Source organism: Bariatricus sp. SGI.019, assembly GCF_050315235.1.
In the GTDB taxonomy this organism is placed as follows: Bacteria; Bacillota; Clostridia; order Lachnospirales; family Lachnospiraceae; genus JAFBIX01.
The window spans coordinates 1-19,962 of sequence record NZ_JBNPOQ010000025.1; the positions used below are offsets into that span (position 1 = coordinate 1).

A 19,962-nucleotide genomic window follows, 5' to 3' on the forward strand; every position below is an offset into this window, starting at 1 on the left:
TAGGCGGGGATAGCTTATTGATACTTGCCCCATTCGGGGGCATTGAGTAAGAAGCCCCCACCTCAAACAACGTTAAGTGGTGGGAGCATGTCACGTGCTGCCAAATACTTTTGACACTGTGTTTTCAGCAAAGTAAAACAGGTTTGATAGACAGAAAAAGAAAAAGTGATTATTCTCAGAACAGGTCAAGAGAACAAATCACTTGCAAAGGAGAATATTTTATGGAGCTGAACGCACAGATAAAAAAATACCGAAGGTCGCTTAATCTGTCCCAGGAGGAATTGGCTGAAAAGGTATACGTGACAAGACAGACGATTTCAAATTGGGAGAATGGAAAGAGCTACCCCGATATTCATAGCCTGCTGCTTCTCAGCTCATTGTTCAATGTATCTCTCGACCAACTGATTAAAGGAGATATAGAGACAATGAAAGAAATGATTGACGAGCAGGAAGTTAAGAAGTTTAATTATTACGGAAACATTTTCACTACTCATCTTTTGATTTTGATGATCTCAGCGGCACCGCTATTTATTTGGTTAGAACAATATGCGGTTATACCTTTCGGGGTATTGTTCGCGATTACGATGTTTTGGGCATCAAAAGTTGAAAAAATCAAGAAAGAAAATGATATACAGACATATAAGGAAATTGTTGCATTTTGTGAAGGTAAAAAATTAGATGAAATTCATAAGATGGTTGAAGCAGGAAAACGTCCATACCAAAATATCTTAAAGGTTATTATCAGTGCTGTTGTTACAGCAGCGATTTGTTTTTTGATTGGAGGTTTAACGCACATATTCTTGAATTGAGCATCATTTTGTATCTGCGGCCATAAGAACAAAGAGTCAGACGCACAGACACCAAGCTGATGAGTTTTACAAAATGAACAAGGTGGAGATAAACTACTGTGAAAAAAGAACAATTATTGTAACGGCTTTCTTTGGGTTTGAAAGCCCGACGGGTTATAGTATTACAAATATCGATAAGATTGAAAGCAGGTCCATTGCTAATGCTATGTTCATTCCGCCTGTGTCACCGGCAATAAAGAAGATCAAGGGTATTCTTACGGTAAATGGACGAATGAATATATGCGTTAGTCAAAGATATAGCAACAGCGAGTTGCTTGCCTGACAGATGAAGAGTTGATTGATTTTTGCGTAGAACATATGGCAAATGAAGATTGGCCTGCAGAACAGGTGCGTGCGCATATGGAAGCAGTGGTGCCGAGATTGAATCGTTGGAAATAATAGACATCGAAAATTGCACAATGAGTTCATTTTATTAGGAATTCAATTTTTCTTTCTCCGCATTCAGGAGATCAATATTGATGTTATTTTCGCTGGCTGTCTTATCCACCCACAGATTCAGGGAATCAATGGCAAGGGATACTTCGTCTAATTTCTTACTGATAAATGCAAAATCCTTGATTTCATCATCAGTAATCTTGCCATCCCGGGCAATCTGGATCAGACGGCTGGTTAATGGGTTGATTTCATTCAGGCTGGCAATGGTCTCCAGGATGATCGTGGATAATTCTGATATTTCAATCTCTGGAACGTAGCGGCTGCCGATAGCGCATTTGTGGGAACAGTAATAATTACAAAGGTCTGGCCGTTTATAACAGTCGGCCATCTGAATGATATCGTATGGTGTCGGCTCCTGCAGCTCGTATTCGATTTTTTCAATTCTGGAAGCGGATACACCGACCATGTTCTCACTGGCTTTTTCACGAGTCAGTCCCTGAGCTTCCCGGCATAACTGATATATATTTTTATTCTCTCTTGTCGATTGTTTTCCCATGAATCATTTCCTCTTATTTCTCTAAAATTGTGAAATACACATGGTTAAGCCTTCGCTTCTGGTGTGTACTTCTTATTCTAAAATGATTATACTGAAAACATGGAAAAACAGCAAGGATAAGGCGGATGAAATGAGGTGGAAAGATGTTATCACTATTATTTGCGATATGCATGATCTGGGTATTTGGAAAATTATTTATCTTCGGGATTAAAGCAGCCTGGGGAATATCAAAGTTCATTGTCACTGTTGTGTTATTGCCGCTGGCTTTGATAGGATTGGTAGTTGGTGGATTCATATATTTGGCATTTCCAATATTGGTTGTGGTGGGAATTGTGTCATTAATTTGTAAGAACTAAAGAGAAACAGAAATAATTGCTTTGGGGACAGCAGCTTCATATGTTATAATGATTACACTGTGATTGGAAAAAGGAGAAGAAGAAATGATATATAATAACGTATTAGAAGCGGTGGGTAATACTCCGATGATCCGCCTGAACCGAATGGTGGATGAAGACTGTGCGGAGATTCTTGTCAAATTTGAAGCGGTCAATGTAGGCGGGTCCATCAAGACAAGAACGGCATTGAATATGATTATGGATGCGGAAGAAAAAGGAATTATCAAAGAAGATACCATTATTGTAGAACCAACAAGTGGAAACCAGGGGATCGGCCTAGCGTTGGTCGGAGCAGTAAGAGGCTACAAGACGGTTATCATTATGCCGGATTCTGTCAGTGAAGAGAGGCGTAAGCTGGTGAAGCAGTATGGGGCAGATATCCGAGTTGTACATGATGAAGGTGATATAGGAAAATGTATCAATGACTGTATTCAGATGGCGATGGATATGAAGGCGGAAGATCCAAGAGTATTTGTGCCGCAGCAATTTGAAAATATGGCCAATTATCAGGTGCATTATGAAAAGACAGGTGCTGAGATCGTGGAACAGGTCGGAAAGAAGATTGATGGATTCTGTTCGGGAATCGGAACAGGAGGAACGATCAGTGGAATTGGTGCGGCCCTCAGGAAGGCCAATCCCGATATAGAGATCTGGGCTCTTGAGCCGGAGAATGCAGCAATCCTCTCTGGAAAGGAAGTCGGTTCACATATTCAGATGGGAATTGGAGATGGAGTGATCCCAGGTATCTTAGACCAGAAGATTTATGATGAGATCGTGATTGTGACAGATGAAGAAGCAATTCAGACGGCAAGAGAACTGGCAAGAAAAGAAGGCCTTCTCTGCGGCATCTCCAGTGGAACAAATGTGGCAGCAGCAATGAAGCTTGCACGGAAACTTGGAAAAGGAAAGACCGTAGTAACGGTACTTCCGGACACTGCGGAGAGATATTATTCAACACCATTATTTGAAGGATAAAAGGGCGGATATCATATGGAATATAAGTTTTGGGGCTGGGAACAGGCGGATGTTGTGGCTGTAACAGACCAATATAAGGGGATTCGTACACCGGCTGATTTATATGCTGCACTGTCAGAAATCTGGTGTGCTAAGACCTGCGCACCAAGAATGCGGCAGAAATGGACACCGGAAAATAAGACGCTGGGACAGTGCTCGATTACAGCATTTTTGGCACAGGACATATTTGGCGGTAAGGTGTATGGCGTCTTGCGGCCTGGTGGAAATTATCATTGTTATAATGTGGTTGGGGACTGTCGTTTTGATCTGACGAGTGAACAGTTTGGTGGGGAAGTATTGGTGTATGACGGCAACCCAGAACAATTCCGCGATGTTCATTTTGCAAAAGAGGAGAATCGGTTAAGGTACGAATATCTGAAAAAGGAATTGGAGTTGTATTGTATGAGAGAATGAAAGAAGCATCAGCCTCCTATGATAATTGATGAACAGATTTCTATAAGAAAATGGAAAGAACTTTTAGAAAACATCTCTTGACAAGTTAGTGAAAGATAACTATAATGCAAAGCGGGTTAGATGAAACTAACTCGTTTTTTATGAGGATTGGTTAGTCTGAACTAATAACTTTCCTCGAAGGCGGTCAAGAAAACGCTGCGGGAAAAGATTTACAAGAAACTGCTGCGCATTGCTGAAACAGTGTATTCTGTGGAGAATGGAAGGAAAAACAACGTTTATTAAAGGAGGAACATTTCTATTGAATCGGAAAAAGATGTACATCATTGATATATTACTTGCGGTAGACTTTATCGTTTTAGCCCTCAGCGGCTTTGCGATTCATTTTTCAGATGGGAAAGTCTGGGCAATCATGCACAGTATCACTGCAGTCCTGTGCATCGTATTGGTTGTTTTACATATCAGGAGATTATCTGTGAATCTGAAAAAATGATTTATATTATTTTGATCATCTACTTCATTGTTGGGATTAAAACGAGCCCATCGGATAGTGCGAAAGTTGAATATTAATATCGCAAAAAGTGAAAAGTATGAAGAGGTATCAGATTTGGTGAAGTTGTTCGAATGAAAAAAGATTGCGCTTAATGCGCAATCTTCAGGATGTAGATAAAGTTTATACAAAAATATCACTCAGTGAAGATGTATTTCTCCTGGTATGAAATCCGAAAGTAATCGCTTTCAAATCTTCACCTTTTTGCCAGCGTGCAAATAAATCGAGTTTGCGCTCATAGCCAAGGATGATTGCATTTATCCTGCTTTCAGTCATGTTTGTGTCAAGGGAGTAAAGATCTTTGATAAATGCAGGATCGGGCACCTTTGTTATGTCGACCAGACTGCGGTCTTTCACAAGTGAAAGTAGTCCCAGCTCTGTGCCAGAAAAGCTCTCAGTTGCTATTTTAAGCATATCTTTGTCGTTGTCAGGGACAGAATCATTTACAAACATTGACTTTCCACTATCATAAATCGGGGCAGGTTGTATAAATTTTAATGTGTCGGCATCTCTCAATACTGCTATATTAGATAAATGTCTGTCACGTCCGGAAAGGATAAAATCGGTCATAATCTGATATTCAAGAAATGGCCTTAATTCATTTTCTGACAGACCATGTTCATTGCAGACGGATATGAAATGTTCATATGTGTTGGTATCTGTTTTTTTCTTTTTTGATGTCACAATATCATAGGCAGAGATCAGTTCTGCCTTTGTAGATGTAAATAGTTCAGAGAAACAACCGTATTGATATGGTTTTCCATGTATCTCTAACAATCTGTAAGTAGTGTGATTTGAAAATCCCTGTAGTTCATGAAGCTTTGTGGCGATAATTTCATTGAAGCATTCCTGAGATAATGCATCTCGATTTCCTTTAATCATTCCACGCTTGCCATTTCGGATAGTCCAGCATTTTTCAAGAGTTCCCTGGAGAGAACTGTTTGGTGTATAGTGTGGAATGCCATCGGGAGTGGCAGGTCCGTCATTTTCTATGTTGATATCATTGTGAAAATTATTTTCAAATAAGTTTACATCTTTCCACCGAAGACCGGAGTCAACAGGAGATATCCAGTAATAGTCGGTAAGTGAGAGCCCAAGATTTTTTGCGAGGTAGTCTTCCGGCCCCAGAAGGTCCTTGTCCACAAGCATTTGCCTGATATGTCCCTGGAAAATGGGGACGGCACGTCTTGCCCACCACTTCTTAAGCCAGTCGGTGCTGTCTGGATTATGTAATGGAGCAAGAGAAGCATTATTCTCAAATAATTTGTAATCTTGTATAGAACCATCTTCGGTAAGATTAATCACGGCAATGGCATTATCTTGTCGTTTTAGAATATATGGTCTCATAGGCATCCTCCATTGCGAGCTTTGCCAGCAGCTCTTCTAATTTCCATTTTGCCAGTTCCTCAATAACCTGCGTAGCTTCATGCTTTACCGGCATTATTTCTTCTTCATAAGTTTTTCCGTCTTTAACAAAAGATAAACAGTACGTCTTATGCTTAATGCAGATAATAGCAGCGGTGTCATATTTTTCAGATTGAACGTTACAGGTATAAAGACACATCTTATATAGTTCATTCATTGATATACCCAGTGCCTCGGATAATGCATATAACTGTCCGCTTTTTAATTTTTCAACAGGTAGCTTGTGATTCGCCAGATCATTTAAGGTGCTGTAAGGAACACGGCTACTTCCCGCAAGCTTATACATGGATATATGATTATTTTCCAAAAAAGATTTCAACATAATTTGTTCACCTCACAATTAATTATACCGTATATGCGGTATATATACAACAAATTTTTATCGACAATGAGTTCTGTCTAGAAATGATGTGGCAAACATTCTGTTATTCCTTGCAAGTGATGAATCCCGTGCTATCACTGGTCAGGCACTGCAGACCGACTTTGGTGGAACATTATAAAAAATAGAAAGATGAAAGTGTGCTGAGGAGTCTGGAGAAAAAATCTCCAGGCTTCTTTTTTAATCTGCATAAAATGAATGTATTGAATTAGCCTTGGTTTAATAGTATAATTTTTAATAGAATGTATTAGCAATGAGGAGGAAACTGCAATGATTACTTGGAATAACTTAGATAAACTGGCTTCTTTTCAGGAGCTTTTGGATGCGAAGCGTGTGAATCTTGCTGAAGTTATGGCGGGAGAAAATGGTGCAGAGCGTGTGAAGAAATACAGCGTACCAATGGCAGAAGGCCTTGCTTTTAACTATGGTGCGAAGCAGGTGGATGATGCTGTATTGGAAGTACTTGCGAAATTGGCAGAGGAGGCTCAGCTTACAGAAAAATATGAGGCACTTTACAATGGTGAGGTGATCAATACTGGAGAGAAGCGTCTGGTACTCCATCAGCTGACCCGTGGACAGCTGGGAGAGGATGTTGTAGCTGACGGCGTGAATAAACGAGACTTTTATGTAGAACAGCAGACCAAGATTGCGGAATTTGCGAATAAAGTACATGCCGGAGAGATTACGAATGCAGCCGGAGAGAAATTTACAACGGTTGTACAGATCGGAATCGGCGGAAGTGATCTTGGCCCTCGTGCAATGTATCTGGCTCTTGAGAATTGGGCGAAGGTAAATGATACATTAAAGATGAAAGCTCAGTTTATCAGTAATGTTGACCCAGATGATGCAGCAGGCGTTCTGAGTAATATTGACATCGCTCATTCTATCTTCGTACTTGTGTCCAAATCAGGTACAACACTTGAGACATTGACCAATGAGTCCTTTGTAAAAGATGCGCTTGCAAAAGCTGGACTGGATGCATCCAAGCATATGATCGCAGTTACAAGTGAGACTTCTCCGCTTGCAAAGAGTGATGATTATCTTGCTGCATTCTTTATGGATGATTATATTGGCGGACGTTATTCTTCAACATCTGCAGTTGGCGGAGCTGTGTTGTCCCTGGCATTCGGACCAGAAGTATTTGCTCAGTTCCTGGATGGTGCAGCCAAGGAAGATGAACTTTCCAAGAATAAAGAATTGCTGGAGAACCCGGCGATGTTGGATGCATTGATCGGTGTGTATGAGCGCAATGTACTTGGATATCAGAATACGGCAGTCCTTCCATATTCTCAGGCACTCAGCCGCTTCCCGGCACATTTGCAGCAGCTGGATATGGAGTCCAATGGTAAATCTGTGAATCGTTTTGGAGAACCAGTAGCTTATCCGACAGGTCCAGTTATCTTTGGAGAACCGGGAACAAACGGACAGCACTCTTTCTATCAGCTCCTTCATCAGGGAACGGATATTGTGCCACTCCAGTTCGTTGGATTTAAGAGCAATCAGATGGGTACTGATGTTGTGATTCAGGATAGTACAAGCCAGCAGAAATTATGTGCAAATGTAGCTGCACAGATTGTAGCATTTGCATGTGGAAAAGATGATGAGAATCGTAATAAAAAGTTCGAAGGTGGACGTCCGTCAAGTATTATTATTGGAGAACAGCTGAATCCAAAATCATTGGGTGCGCTGCTTTCACACTTTGAGAATAAAGTCATGTTCCAGGGATTCGTATGGAATCTGAACAGCTTTGACCAGGAAGGTGTTCAGCTTGGAAAAGTATTAGCTAAGCGTGTACTTGCTCATGAAACAGACGGAGCACTGAAGGTATACAGTGATTTGCTGAATATCTAACAGATTATGATTTGCAAAAAAGCAGTCGTGAGAATCTCATGGCTGCTTTTCTTGTCTAAAAGACAGATTGGAGGAAGCATAGATGAAGAAACAATTACAATACACGCGTATAAACCAGCAGCTCCAGAACCTGCTTGGTGTAACACCTTATCAGATTACTCAGCTTGCCAATGCATCTGCTCTTCTGGCGCAAAGCCTGGAAGATATTAACTGGGCGGGATTTTATCTTATGGAAGATGGTAAGCTGATTCTAGGGCCATTTCAGGGGAAGGTTGCCTGTATGGAGATCAAGATTGGAAGTGGTGTGTGCGGCACAGCGGTGGCAAGAGATGAGATTATGCTGGTGAGGGACGTGCACCAGTTTCCAGGACATATTTCCTGTGACAGTGCTTCGAATTCCGAGATTGTCCTTCCAATACATAAGAACGGGCATGTGATAGGGGTGCTGGATATTGATAGTCCGATTCTGGCAAGATTCGATGAAACGGACCGAGAAGGACTAAGTGAATTTGTGAGGATATTAGAGGAGAAGCTATAAAAATATTATTGAAAGATGAGGAATTACTTGTATTTGAGGGAGTATAACTTGTGTTATAGTTATGCTCCCTCCATCATTTATAGAAGCACTATTTGGCCATGTCAATCAATCCCTGATACATTCTTTGGGTTGTTGGAACTGGAACATTAAGTTTTTTTGCTTCTCGTACAATATATCCACTGAATGTCTCTAATTCGGACATTTTTCCATTACAGATATCCCGCTGCAGGGAACTGGTGGCATCTTCCGCAAGCTCGTGGTAGAATCTTCGGATGATAGAATCAATATGAGCCTGTGTTACATGGACGTGCCTGGCTAATGCAACTTGATAAGCTTCATTTACCAGATCTTCATATTCTTTTGCTTTTACAGGATCGTTCCGAAGCTGGCCGATGGTGTTGTTATAATAGGCAGTTGTGACATTGTATGCGCAGTTTAAGATATATTTTCTCCAGATAGCCTGTTCAATATCAGGAGCAACTTTGTGATCAATATTGGCGCCGGATAAAAGGTCAGATACTGCCTGTACTGCCTGCTGCTGTGCAGCATCTGCATGAGGAATGCCGATATACAGGTTGGCGAAATCCCCTTGCTGTGTGATGGAGTAATCAGCGTTTGCAAAGGCTACGATATAGATAAGGGAATCTACAACAATGCCTTTGTGCAGAATACTTCGGATCCGGTCACCGGGATCTACGCCATTCATAACGGGAATGATCACTGTATGATCGGTTACCGCATGCTCCATACTGTGGCATACATCTTCCAGAGAGTAATTTTTTACACATACAAAGATATAATCCTGTTCTTCAAGATCTTCAATGGTCGTTACTTTTTCTGGCATTACGGTTATCTCTCCATGATAGTCGCTGTGGAGTGTCAGGCCGTTCGTCTGTAAGGATTCCAGACGCTGTCCTCTTGCTGCGAATGTAACATGTGGATAATGTTTTCCAAGCATACCGGCCATATATCCACCGACACCGCCGATGCCGATGACTGCAATTTTTTTATTTTCTGTCACTTCTTGATTCATATACCTTCCTCCCTGTCAATCGATTCATCTGTCATTTATTGTACTACAATGCCGATGTTGATGTACAGAAAAACATGAATTTGCTATATTGTGGAGTTTTTGTTCTTGTATGGAAGGTGTATTCCCGAATTGAAAGAAATAAGAATTAATGGTATGATAAATACATCTTTTATGAAAATAGTTCGTGACAGAAAGTAGGTTGAAAGATGATGACAAAGAAAGTAATTGTAGCCGGACATATTTGTCTGGATATTACACCGTTATTCCCAGAGCAAAAGGTTGAGAATATCGCAGATTTTCTGCTTCCGGGAAGATCAATAGAGACGAAGAATGTGGATGTACATACAGGTGGAGCAGTAGCGAACACTGGACTTGCCATGAAGATTCTGGGGGCCGATGTGTCTCTGATGGGTAAGGTGGGAGATGATCCATTTGGAGAGATGGTCCTAAGCATATTGAAGAAATATGATGCGGATCAGGGGATGATCGTTGCACAAGGAGAGGCAACGTCGAGTTCGATTGTCCTGGCAATTCCGGGGATTGACCGGATGTTCCTGCACAATCCTGGCGCGAATCATACATTCCAGCCGGAAGATATTCCAGAGAAGGACTTAGAGAAAGCTGCATTATTCCACTATGGATATCCATCGGTCATGGCTTCTATGTACAGAAATGAGGGAAGCGGTCTGGTCAGGATGATGAAGAAGGTTAAGAAAGCAGGCGTTGCCACCTCACTGGATCTGGCGGTGGTTGATGAAAATTCAGAGGCAGGAAGAGAAGATTGGAATAAGATTCTTAAGAAAGTGATTCCTTATGTGGATTTCTTCGTCCCAAGTGTGGAGGAATTGTGTTTTATGCTTGATCGAAAGCTGTTTGCACAATGGAGAGAAAGAGCAAAAGGAAAAGAGATCACTTCTGTGCTGGATATAGAAAACGACGTAAAACCATTGGCTGATCTTTGCATGTCTTACGGAGCGAAAGTATTATTGATTAAGTGTGGAGCGACTGGAATGTATTACCGCACAGCTGAGAAGGATGTGCTGCAGCAAGTTGGAGCGCGGATGGAACTGGATCTGGAACAATGGGCTGACAAAGAAGGATTCGAGAAGAGCTTTGTGCCGGAATGTGTTCTGTCCGGGACAGGCGCAGGTGATACCAGTATAGCAGCATTCCTTACCGCTGTGCTGGAAGGAAGTTCACCTAAGGAGGCTGTTTCGCTCGCAGCGGCGGAAGGTGCTTCCTGTGTGACTGCATTTGACGCATTGGGAGGAATCCGCACACTGAATGAACTGCGAGAGAAGATTGCAGCAGGATGGGAAAAATACTAGAAGAGGTAGATAGGACATGAAGATTCCTAAGGAAAACAGACACAGAATTGTAATCATGCTGATTATATGTATTCTATTTCTGGCGCTTTTGACGGGAATCAGCGTTTTTCTGGAAAATAAACTGGAGATCAGAGAAAAAACAAGAGTAGATGATACCATATATCAGAAGCATATTGTTATGATCAGTGAAGAACCGTCTGAGGAATTCTGGCTCTCCATCTATCAAAGTGCCAGAGAGGAAGGAAAGAAACAAGGAATATATATTGAAAATTTTGGAGAAAGACTTGTAGAAGACTATACGACAGAAGAACTTTTTGAGATGACGGTCGCGGCGAAGGTTGATGGTATCATATTGAAAGCAGATGGAGGGGAAGGGCTGACAGAGCAGATAAAGAAGGCGGCAAAGGCTGGAATCCCTGTTATGACAATTCTGTCGGATGTGCCAGACAGTGAAAGAATCAGTTTTGTCAGCGGCAATGACTTTGCGACCGGCGAGTTGTATGGCGATGAGATTATTGAAGAGGTAGAGAATATATCGAATGAGCTGGGAAGAAAAGTAAGAGTTTCTGTGTTAGTTGATTCCAATAGAGAGCAGACGGCCCCGAACCTGATCTACTCGGGTATCCATGAAGCAACGGCTTCTGTCAGTGATAAGATGGAGTTTTCTGCAAGTGTCATTGATAATTCCGGCAAGTTTGAATCAGAAGAGACGGTAAGAAACCTGCTTCTGGATTCGGAACCGCCGGATATCCTGGTGTGCTTAAGTGCGGTAGACACGATCAGCGCCTATCAGAGTGTGGTGGATTATAACCGTGTAGGTCAGATCGTGATTGTAGGATATTATTCTTCGGAAGATACGTTGGAAGGAATTCAGAAAGGAATCATCAAGTCCAGTGTATTGATTAATGCACAGGATCTGGGAAAAACAGCTGCACAGGGAATGAGTGAGTATCTTGAAAAAGAATATGTGAATGAATATCTTACGGTTACACCAACGTTGATTACCAGAGAGAATGTGAAAGATTATATGGAAAAGGACGAATAATAGCAGATGAAAAGGAAGAGATCCATTCGTACAAAACTGTTGGAAGTGTTTGTAGTGATCATGGTGTTAGTATTTGTGCTGAATATATACTTGTCCTACAATCAAAATAGAACAGTTCACCAGATTGACAGTGTATACAGTAATAATATACAGTTGAATGATCTGTCGAATACGCTGGATGGGATTCAGTCGGCACTTTATCAGTATCTGAATACAAAGAGTTCAGATCAGCTGGAGGATTTTTACTCTTATACACAGGATTATAATAATATGATTGGTCAGTTGAATCACCAGACTGTGGACGACGACAATAAATTGATGGAAAAAAATATATATAATATGTCCCTGACTTATCTGGAAAAAGCGGATGATGCGGTAGAAGCAAAACGAGGACGTAACGTCAGCAAATATAATGACGATTATGGCGAGGCAAAAAGACTGTATGATTATCTTCAATCGTGTATTAACAGCTTGAATACATCGGTCTTTCTTGAAAGTTCTAATAATTATTCACTGCTGCGCACCTCACTGACATATTTGACCGGAATCAGTATGTTCCTGTTGTTTGCCGCGCTCTTGATTGCATTTACATGGATTTTTATTATGACAAGAAATATTACAAGACCATTGATCCAGCTTGCAGATGCGGCAAATGAAATTGCAAGAGGTAATATGGAAGTCGATTTCCCCATCGTGGAGACTGGGGATGAGATCACGACGGTGGCAAAAGCATGCAACAAGATGATAGACAGTATCCGTGTATATATTCAAAAGACAAAGGAAAATTATGAACGTGAAAATAAATTGATTGAGAATGAACTGATTATGAAGAATGAGTTGAAAGAAGCTCAATTAAAGTATCTTCAGGCACAGATCAATCCTCATTTTCTTTTTAACAGTCTGAATGCAGGAGCGCAGCTTGCCATGATGGAAGGGGCAGAAAAAGCATGCCTTTTTATTGAGAATATGGCAGATTTTTTTCGCTATAATGTACGAAAGATTGACAAGGATACAACGCTTCGGGAAGAGTTGAAGCTGGTAGATAATTATGTGTATATATTGAATGTAAGGTTTTCTGGCGACATTCATTATAGTAAGCAGATTGATGAGCGGTTCCTGGATACGGTCATGCCCAGTATGATTATCCAGCCTTTGATTGAGAATGCTGTCAACCATGGAATCCGTGAGATGGAAGGAAAAGGACGAATACAAGTAAGCGTATATAATAACGATAAAAATGTATGTATCAAGGTTGCGGATAATGGAGTTGGTATTGATCCGGAGATTGCAGATAAGATTCTTCGCGGAGAGAGCGCTCATAGCAACAGTGAGAGAGATTCAGCGGGAATTGGTATGGACAATGTCATAAATCGATTACGCCGATATTATAATATGGAGCATGTGATTGATATTCGCAGGAGAGAGAATGGTGGTACGGAAGTAATATTATATATACAGAAGACAGAGGGAGGAAAGAAAAATGATGCGGATCTTGATCTGTGATGATGAAGGAATTGTCCGGCAATCCCTGGAATTCATAATTCAAAAAAGCTTTGGTGATAAATGTGAAGTAGAATCGGCAAAAAACGGAAGAATGGCAATCGAACTGGCGGAATCATTTCACCCGGATATTGTATTGATGGATATTCAGATGCCTGGAATTAACGGGATCGAAGCAATGCAGGAAATCCGAAAAGAAAATAAAAATATTGTATTTATTGTGCTTACTGCTTATGACAAGTTCGAGTATACACAGAAGGCTATCGATATAGGGGTGATGTCTTATCTGACAAAACCGATCAACAGAGATACTCTTACAGAGACACTTAGAAAGGCAATGAAGCTGGTAAGAGAGCGGAAAGAGAAGGTACGAAATGACCTAAAGATTAAAGAAAAGCTGGAAGTTGTCATTCCGATGATTGAAAATGGCTTCGTATACAGTGTGTTGTTTGACGGACCGGGGAAGGAGATGAATCAGAATTATCGGGAACTTTTAAATATTGATACAGATTATGGATATGCGATGGTCATAGAATGTGGAGATGAGCTCCATAAAGGTGTGTTGTCCAATACTTTGGGTGCCGGAATCCGTCTGCAGAAGCATTATATGGTGATGCGGGAGATGCTCAAAGAGACGACCGGAGGAATTGTAGGTGCACTGATGGCCAATAAGGTGATTGTTCTGGTGCCAAGTGAGTTGGAGAAAGAAGAATATGATGAAAGGGTTGTTAAGATTGATAACATTCGAGGCATGCTGAGAAAGCTGGAGCAGCAGCTGGATCTGAAGTTCAAAGCAGGAATAGGCTCGGTGAAGAGATGGAATGAGGTCAATGAATCGTATCAGGAGGCACTGGATACAGAACGTCAAGGTGTTGGAAAAGTTACACATGCAAAGGATATGCCTGTGACTTGTGTATATGAAGAAGGATACCCGTATGAATTGGAAAAAGAACTTTTTGCTGCTATAGAAGAAGGGAATCAGGAGAAGACCAGAGAACGAAGCAAAGAGTTTGCTCTGTGGATGAAAAGCCAATCGGCAGAGATTACTGGAAGTATTCGTCTGAAAACAATAGAATTTGTACTGTGGGCAGAACATCTTGCATATATGCAAGGAGGAATGATGTATCGCTTCAGAGCCAGGGATGGATATTGGGAAAGCCTGATCTCTTTTCAGACCTATGATGAATTGACAGGATGGTTCGTGAAGAAAATGGAAGATGCGAGCAGCCATATCGCTATGAAGCAGCAGGAAAAGACGAATAGCGTAGTCGAAAAGGCCAAGGAATATATTGTAGAACATTTTTCCAAAGATTTATCTCTGGAGAAGATGGCTAAGGAACTGGGGATTAGTCCTTATTATCTGAGTAAGCTGTTTAAAGAATCGGAAGGCGTGAATTACATAGATTATCTGACAGGACTTCGAATAAAATATGCAAAAGAACAGTTGAATAACAGTGATAAAAGTATCAAAGAGATCTGCCATGAATCAGGGTATGGTGATCCGAATTATTTTAGCCGAATATTTAAGAAATGGACAGGAGTAACTCCTACAGAGTACCGGGAAGGGAGATTGTCATGAAGAAAAGATGCATTGCAGTTCTGATGTGTATCATATTAACGGCAATGATGCTTAGCTCTTGTAATACGAAGGATCAGCATGAGGATAAAAATGAAAGTGAAGAAGAGAAGGAATTAAGAATCGGAATCACATTTGACACATTTGTGCTAGAGAGATGGACGAGAGACCGTGATGTGTTTGTGTCGACCGCGGAGAAGTTAGGGGCATCCGTTGATGTCCAGAATGCCAATGGAGACGTAGAAAAGCAGAAAGAGCAGATTCAGAAGTTTATTGAAGATGATATGGATGTGATCGTCATTGTGGCAGTTGACTGTTTTGAGATAACAGAAGAGGTGACAAAGGCCAGAAATGCCGGAATTGATGTTATTTCTTACGACCGATTGATTCAAGAATGTACAACGGATCTATATATTACTGTAGATAACGAAGCAGTTGGAGAACTGATGGCTGAGACAATGAACGAAAATCTTCCTGAAGGCGGTAACGTAGTCATGCTCTGTGGACCGGAGATGGACACCAATTCTGCGGATGTGGTGACGGGATTTAAGAAAGGAATCGGGGGAAGTAATCTGACGGTGGTGAAAGAGATATATGTGAAGTCTTGGACTCCGGAAAACGGATTCGCGGCAGCGAACGAAGCACTGTCTGATGCGGAAGATGTAGATGCAGTCATGTGTGGGAACGATGGCCTTGCGGGTTATGCAATCAAAGCATTGAGTGAGAAGCAGCTTGCGGGAAAGGTGGTTGTGACTGGACAGGATGCGGACTTGGAAGCCTGCCAGAGGGTAGTAGAAGGTACACAGACAATGACGGTATACAAACCGATTGAAAGGTTGGCGAAGGTTGCGGCTCAATGTGCAGTTAAGATGGCCAAAGGGGAAGCTGTGGTCGGAGAGGAAGTAGGAAGAACCGCAACGAAAAAGACACAGGATGGATATGAGGTTCCGTATTGGGCATTGCCTCCGATTGCCGTGACCGCAGAAAATATGGATGATGTGATCATTGATCTTGGGTTCCATCTAAGGGATGAAGTGTATCTGAATGTAGATAAATAAAAATAGCCTAGCATATTTTTAAATTGAGGATAGCGCAAAAAAGTGCTACCCTCAATTTTTTTGCCCGGTAACTTTCTGAATTTGTGCGAGCCTTTGCAAACATGTCCTGTCTGATAGTTGTTATAGTAATAATAACAAATAAATCGAATGGAGGAAAAAACTATGAAAAAAAGATTCAAAAAGCTGGTATCAATCGGACTTGTTGCAGTGATGGCATTCTCACTTGCAGCTTGTACAAGTGGATCTGACAGCTCAAGCTCAAGCGAAGAGAAAGAGACTTCTGCTGGAAGCGGTAAGATTGGTGTGGCAATGCCTACAAAAGATCTTCAGCGTTGGAACCAGGATGGCGAGAACATGAAGAAACAGTTAGAAGAAGCTGGATACGAAGTTGACTTACAGTATGCAAGTAACGACGTTGCAACACAGGTTTCTCAGGTTGAAAATATGATTTCTGGTGATTGTGATGCATTAGTGATCGCTTCTATCGATGGAGAGTCTCTTGGAACACCACTGAAAGGAGCTGAAGAAAAAGGAATCCCGGTTATCTCTTATGACCGTCTGATCATGAACTCTTCTGCAATTTCTTATTACGCAACATTTGACAATTATCTGGTAGGTCAGAAACAGGGCGAATATATTGTAGAAGCTCTTGATCTTGACAATGCAGATGGCCCATTCAATATGGAAATCTTCACAGGTGACCCTGGTGATAATAACTGTAACTTCTTCTTTGGTGGTGCTATGGACGTTCTTCAGCCATACATCGACGCTGGAAAATTAGTTGTTCAGTCTGGACAGGTTACAAAAGAAGAGTGTTCTACAGCTGACTGGTCAACAGAAAAAGCACAGTCAAGAATGGATGCAATCCTTGCTTCTAACTATGCAGACAAAGACCTTGACGTAGTTCTGTGTTCTAACGACTCTACAGCACTTGGTGTTGAGAACTCTCTGGAAGCAAACTACAATGGTGAATGGCCAATCATCACAGGACAGGATTGTGACAAACCAAACGTTAAGAATCTGGTTGCTGGAAAACAGTCTATGTCAGTATTCAAAGATACACGTAAACTTGCAGAGCAGACAGTTAAGATGGTTGATGCTATCATGAGCGGCGAAGAAGCTGAGACAAATGATAACGAGACATATGACAATGGAACAGGTGTCATTCCTTCTTACCTTTGCGAGCCTACAGTTGTAACAATCGACAACTACGAAGAGATGCTACTTGATTCTGGATATTATACAGAAGCTGATATCAAATAGTTAGTAAGAAGTAAGCGTGAACGGGCAGGCGGGCAGATGTCCGCCTGCATTTTTGAAAGAAAGGGAGGGACACAATTGGCTAAGATTTTATTGGAAATGAAAAATATTACCAAGACTTTCCCCGGTGTAAAAGCACTTGATAACGTTAATCTGCAGGTAGAAGAAGGAGAAATCCACGCTCTTGTTGGAGAAAACGGAGCCGGTAAGTCAACCCTTATGAATGTATTGAGCGGTATCTACGCATATGGTACATACGAAGGTGACATTATTTATAACGGAGAAATCTGTAAATTTCATAATATTAAGGACAGTGAGGCAAAGGGAATCGTTATCATTCACCAGGAGCTTGCATTAGTTCCGGAGATGACGATCGGTGAAAATATGTATCTGGGCAATGAGCAGGGTAAGAAATTCGCCATTGACTGGAGCAAGACGTACGGAGAAGCGGATAAATATCTGAAACGAGTGGGATTACAGGAATCTTCCCGTACTTTGATCAAAGATATCGGTGTTGGTAAACAGCAGCTTGTTGAAATTGCAAAAGCACTTGCAAAAAATGCGAAACTATTAATCTTGGATGAGCCTACTTCTTCTCTGAATGAGTCAGATTCTCAGGCACTTTTGGATCTGATGCTGGAATTCAAGAAGCAAGGTATGACTTCGATTATTATCTCTCATAAATTGAATGAGGTTGCTTATGTGGCAGACAAAATTACAGTTATCCGTGACGGTTCCACGATTGAAACGCTGGATAAAAATAAAGATGTCTTTACAGAAGACCGAATTATCAAGGGAATGGTAGGACGTGAGCTTACAGACCGTTTCCCGAAGAGAGAGAATAAAAATATAGGCGAGGTGGCACTGGAAGTAAAGAACTGGACAGTGCACCATCAGGTATACACAGACCGTAAGGTCGTAAATAATGTATCAATGTATGTAAGAAAAGGAGAAGTTCTGGGAATCTCCGGTCTGATGGGTGCCGGACGTACAGAGCTTGCTATGAGTATCTTCGGAAAGAGCTACGGCAAGGATATCTCCGGTGAATTATATATTCATGGAAAAGAAGTAAAACTGCATTCCGTTCAGGATGCCATTGAACATAAGATTGCATACGTTACAGAAGACAGAAAAGGAAATGGATTGATCTTAAGTAATCCAATCCGTGTGAATACAACACTTGCAAATCTGGCAGGTGTAAGCAGTCACGGTGTCATTGATAAAGATAAAGAGATTGCCGTGGCAGAGGAGTACAGAGTAAAATTAAAGACAAAATGCCCGAGTGTTGAACAGAACGTAGGAAACTTAAGTGGTGGTAACCAGCAGAAAGTTCTCCTTGCAAAATGGATGTTCGCTGAGCCGGATGTTCTGATATTGGATGAGCCTACCAGAGGTATCGACGTTGGTGCAAAATACGAGATCTACTGTATCATCAACGAATTGGTAGCGGCGGGCAAATCCGTAATTATGATTTCTTCTGAGCTGCCGGAAGTTCTTGGAATGTCAGACCGAATTTATGTTATGAATGAGGGACGTATTGCAGGAGAATTAAGCGGCGAAGAAGCAACTCAGGAACTGATTATGGCAAGTATTTTGAAATCAAGCAAAGGAGAATAAATTATGAAGAGTGCGAATATTTCTACATTTTTAAAGAAGTATACAATGGTCATTGTACTGGTCGTTGTTACTTTATTCTTCACCTGGAAGACAGGCGGAAGAATGTTACTTCCACAGAACGTAAATAACCTGATTTCTCAGAATGCATATGTATTCATTCTTGCAACAGGTATGCTGCTCTGTATCCTGACTGGTGGTAACATCGACTTAAGTGTCGGTTCTATTGTATGTTTTGTAGGTGCCGTAGGTGCTACATTCATGGTAAATAAAGGAATGAATGTATTTGTGACCATCATTATTATGTTGGCTACTGGTCTTGCAATTGGTATATGGCAGGGCTTCTGGATTGCATATCGAAGAATACCTCCATTTATTGTAACTCTGGCAGGTATGTTAATGTTCCGTGGACTTTCCAATATCGTTCTGGACGGTTTTACAATTGCACCAATGCCGGAGAATTACCTGGCACTGTTTAATATGTACATTGTGGATTTCTTCCATGGTGACGGACTTAATATTACCTGTCTGTTGTTCGGTATCATTGTTGCGTTAATCTTTGTGGCAGTTACCTTCCGTGGAAGAGCAACAAAAGTGAAAAAAGGATACGCAGTAGGTCCTGCAAGCAGTGATATCATCAAATGTGCGATCATCAGTTTAGTTATCGTAGCATTTGCATGGAGACTTGCACAGTACAAAGGTATTCCGAATATCCTTCTCTGGATTGTAGTCATCGTATTGATCTATGGTTATATTACATCCAAGACAACGATCGGACGTCATCTGTATGCGATCGGTGGAAATGAAAAAGCAGCAGAACTGTCCGGTATCAATACGAACAAAGTATATTTCTTTGCATATGCTAACATGGGACTTCTGGCAGCAGTTGCAGCAATGGTAGTTATTGCCCGTCTGAATTCTGCAAACCCGACTGCAGGTGATGGCTACGAGATGGATGCTATCGGTTCCTGTTTCATCGGTGGTGCATCTGCATACGGCGGAAGCGGAACAATTCCTGGAGTTATCATCGGTGCTACTCTGATGGGTGTTATCAACTTAGGTATGTCTATCATGGGTGTAGATGCTAACTGGCAGAAGGTTGTTAAAGGTGCAGTATTACTTGCAGCTGTAATCTTCGACGTAGAATCTAAGAAACGTGCAAAATAAATAATTGGTTTTCATAAA

At 41.3% G+C, this 19,962-nt stretch carries 22 protein-coding genes; 18 read left to right on the forward strand and 4 right to left on the reverse strand.

The window, feature by feature from the left end; genetic code table 11:
* The first annotated feature begins 281 nt into the window (after positions 1-281).
* From ACQRD1_RS13040 to ACQRD1_RS13050, 3 genes are all read left to right on the forward strand, one after another.
* Positions 282-809 carry a helix-turn-helix domain-containing protein gene (locus ACQRD1_RS13040; RefSeq protein ID WP_427787738.1) on the forward strand — a complete coding sequence of 176 codons (528 nt, stop codon included), beginning with the start codon at positions 282-284 and terminating at the stop codon, positions 807-809.
* A 73-nt stretch (positions 810-882) separates the two neighbouring features.
* Entirely contained in the window at positions 883-1,131 is a 249-nt protein-coding gene (locus ACQRD1_RS13045; RefSeq protein WP_235233673.1) for a hypothetical protein, read from the forward strand.
* Between the two features lie 35 nt (positions 1,132-1,166).
* A complete protein-coding gene (locus tag ACQRD1_RS13050) occupies positions 1,167-1,247 on the forward strand; it encodes a zinc ribbon domain-containing protein (RefSeq protein ID WP_235233686.1) in 81 nt (26 codons plus the stop codon).
* 34 nt (positions 1,248-1,281) lie between these two features.
* Here the strand turns inward: ACQRD1_RS13050 and ACQRD1_RS13055 are convergent, their stop codons facing one another.
* Entirely contained in the window at positions 1,282-1,800 is a 519-nt protein-coding gene (locus ACQRD1_RS13055; RefSeq protein WP_235233672.1) for a helix-turn-helix domain-containing protein, read from the reverse strand.
* 143 nt (positions 1,801-1,943) lie between these two features.
* On the opposite strand from ACQRD1_RS13055, the gene ACQRD1_RS13060 reads away from it, so the two are divergent.
* The 4 genes from ACQRD1_RS13060 to ACQRD1_RS13075 all read left to right on the forward strand — a co-directional run bounded on the left by ACQRD1_RS13060 (position 1,944) and on the right by ACQRD1_RS13075 (position 4,113).
* Complete coding sequence (locus ACQRD1_RS13060) at positions 1,944-2,156, forward strand: hypothetical protein (RefSeq protein ID WP_235233671.1); 213 nt, start codon at positions 1,944-1,946, stop codon at positions 2,154-2,156.
* Positions 2,157-2,240: 84 nt separating this feature from the next.
* Positions 2,241-3,170, forward strand: coding sequence for a cysteine synthase A (gene cysK / locus ACQRD1_RS13065; RefSeq protein ID WP_347375278.1), 930 nt, complete (start codon positions 2,241-2,243; stop codon positions 3,168-3,170).
* 15 nt (positions 3,171-3,185) lie between these two features.
* Positions 3,186-3,623, forward strand: coding sequence for a YunG family protein (locus ACQRD1_RS13070; protein WP_427787741.1), 438 nt, complete (start codon positions 3,186-3,188; stop codon positions 3,621-3,623).
* A gap of 298 nt (positions 3,624-3,921) precedes the next feature.
* Positions 3,922-4,113, forward strand: a complete 192-nt coding sequence (locus tag ACQRD1_RS13075; protein ID WP_235233667.1) for a DUF4405 domain-containing protein — start codon at positions 3,922-3,924, stop codon at positions 4,111-4,113.
* A 180-nt stretch (positions 4,114-4,293) separates the two neighbouring features.
* Here ACQRD1_RS13075 and ACQRD1_RS13080 read toward each other — a convergent pair whose 3' ends face one another.
* Together ACQRD1_RS13080 and ACQRD1_RS13085 are read right to left on the reverse strand one after the other, a co-directional pair.
* Positions 4,294-5,517, reverse strand: coding sequence for a hypothetical protein (locus tag ACQRD1_RS13080; protein WP_427787742.1), 1,224 nt, complete (start codon positions 5,515-5,517; stop codon positions 4,294-4,296).
* Entirely contained in the window at positions 5,486-5,917 is a 432-nt protein-coding gene (locus ACQRD1_RS13085; protein ID WP_235233665.1) for a hypothetical protein, read from the reverse strand. Before ACQRD1_RS13085 ends, ACQRD1_RS13080 begins: the two co-directional genes overlap by 32 nt.
* An 88-nt stretch (positions 5,918-6,005) precedes the next feature.
* Here ACQRD1_RS13085 and ACQRD1_RS13090 point away from each other — a divergent pair, with 88 nt between their 5' ends.
* From ACQRD1_RS13090 to ACQRD1_RS13100, 3 genes are all read left to right on the forward strand, one after another.
* Positions 6,006-6,095, forward strand: a complete 90-nt coding sequence (locus tag ACQRD1_RS13090) for a hypothetical protein (protein ID WP_347375283.1) — start codon at positions 6,006-6,008, stop codon at positions 6,093-6,095.
* A gap of 149 nt (positions 6,096-6,244) precedes the next feature.
* On the forward strand, positions 6,245-7,825 hold the full coding sequence (locus ACQRD1_RS13095; protein WP_347375284.1) for a glucose-6-phosphate isomerase: 1,581 nt from the start codon (positions 6,245-6,247) through the stop codon (positions 7,823-7,825).
* An 82-nt stretch (positions 7,826-7,907) separates the two neighbouring features.
* Entirely contained in the window at positions 7,908-8,363 is a 456-nt protein-coding gene (locus tag ACQRD1_RS13100) for a GAF domain-containing protein (RefSeq protein WP_427787744.1), read from the forward strand.
* Positions 8,364-8,451: 88 nt separating this feature from the next.
* Here ACQRD1_RS13100 and ACQRD1_RS13105 read toward each other — a convergent pair whose 3' ends face one another.
* The gene (locus tag ACQRD1_RS13105; protein ID WP_347375286.1) at positions 8,452-9,396 is read right to left on the reverse strand and encodes a 2-dehydropantoate 2-reductase; all 945 of its coding nucleotides are present in this window, start codon (positions 9,394-9,396) and stop codon (positions 8,452-8,454) included.
* Positions 9,397-9,605: 209 nt separating this feature from the next.
* Between ACQRD1_RS13105 and ACQRD1_RS13110 the strand changes: the two genes are divergently transcribed.
* The 8 genes from ACQRD1_RS13110 (at position 9,606) to mmsB (ending at position 19,944) form a co-directional block, all read left to right on the forward strand.
* Positions 9,606-10,724 carry a carbohydrate kinase family protein gene (locus ACQRD1_RS13110; protein WP_427787768.1) on the forward strand — a complete coding sequence of 373 codons (1,119 nt, stop codon included), beginning with the start codon at positions 9,606-9,608 and terminating at the stop codon, positions 10,722-10,724.
* 16 nt (positions 10,725-10,740) lie between these two features.
* Positions 10,741-11,769, forward strand: coding sequence for a sugar ABC transporter substrate-binding protein (locus ACQRD1_RS13115; protein WP_427787745.1), 1,029 nt, complete (start codon positions 10,741-10,743; stop codon positions 11,767-11,769).
* Between the two features lie 6 nt (positions 11,770-11,775).
* On the forward strand, positions 11,776-13,272 hold the full coding sequence (locus tag ACQRD1_RS13120; protein WP_427787747.1) for a sensor histidine kinase: 1,497 nt from the start codon (positions 11,776-11,778) through the stop codon (positions 13,270-13,272).
* Positions 13,250-14,848 carry a response regulator gene (locus tag ACQRD1_RS13125; RefSeq protein WP_427787749.1) on the forward strand — a complete coding sequence of 533 codons (1,599 nt, stop codon included), beginning with the start codon at positions 13,250-13,252 and terminating at the stop codon, positions 14,846-14,848. The genes ACQRD1_RS13120 and ACQRD1_RS13125 overlap by 23 nt, the downstream gene beginning before the upstream one ends.
* Positions 14,845-15,903: a sugar ABC transporter substrate-binding protein gene (locus tag ACQRD1_RS13130; protein ID WP_347375290.1), complete on the forward strand. Its 1,059-nt coding sequence runs from the start codon at positions 14,845-14,847 to the stop codon at positions 15,901-15,903. Before ACQRD1_RS13125 ends, ACQRD1_RS13130 begins: the two co-directional genes overlap by 4 nt.
* 162 nt (positions 15,904-16,065) lie before the next feature.
* The gene (gene chvE, locus ACQRD1_RS13135; protein WP_331473004.1) at positions 16,066-17,166 is read left to right on the forward strand and encodes a multiple monosaccharide ABC transporter substrate-binding protein; all 1,101 of its coding nucleotides are present in this window, start codon (positions 16,066-16,068) and stop codon (positions 17,164-17,166) included.
* Between the two features lie 75 nt (positions 17,167-17,241).
* A complete protein-coding gene (gene mmsA / locus ACQRD1_RS13140) occupies positions 17,242-18,780 on the forward strand; it encodes a multiple monosaccharide ABC transporter ATP-binding protein (RefSeq protein WP_235231568.1) in 1,539 nt (512 codons plus the stop codon).
* Positions 18,781-19,944, forward strand: a complete 1,164-nt coding sequence (gene mmsB / locus ACQRD1_RS13145) for a multiple monosaccharide ABC transporter permease (RefSeq protein WP_420370565.1) — start codon at positions 18,781-18,783, stop codon at positions 19,942-19,944.
* Positions 19,945-19,962 lie beyond the last annotated feature (18 nt).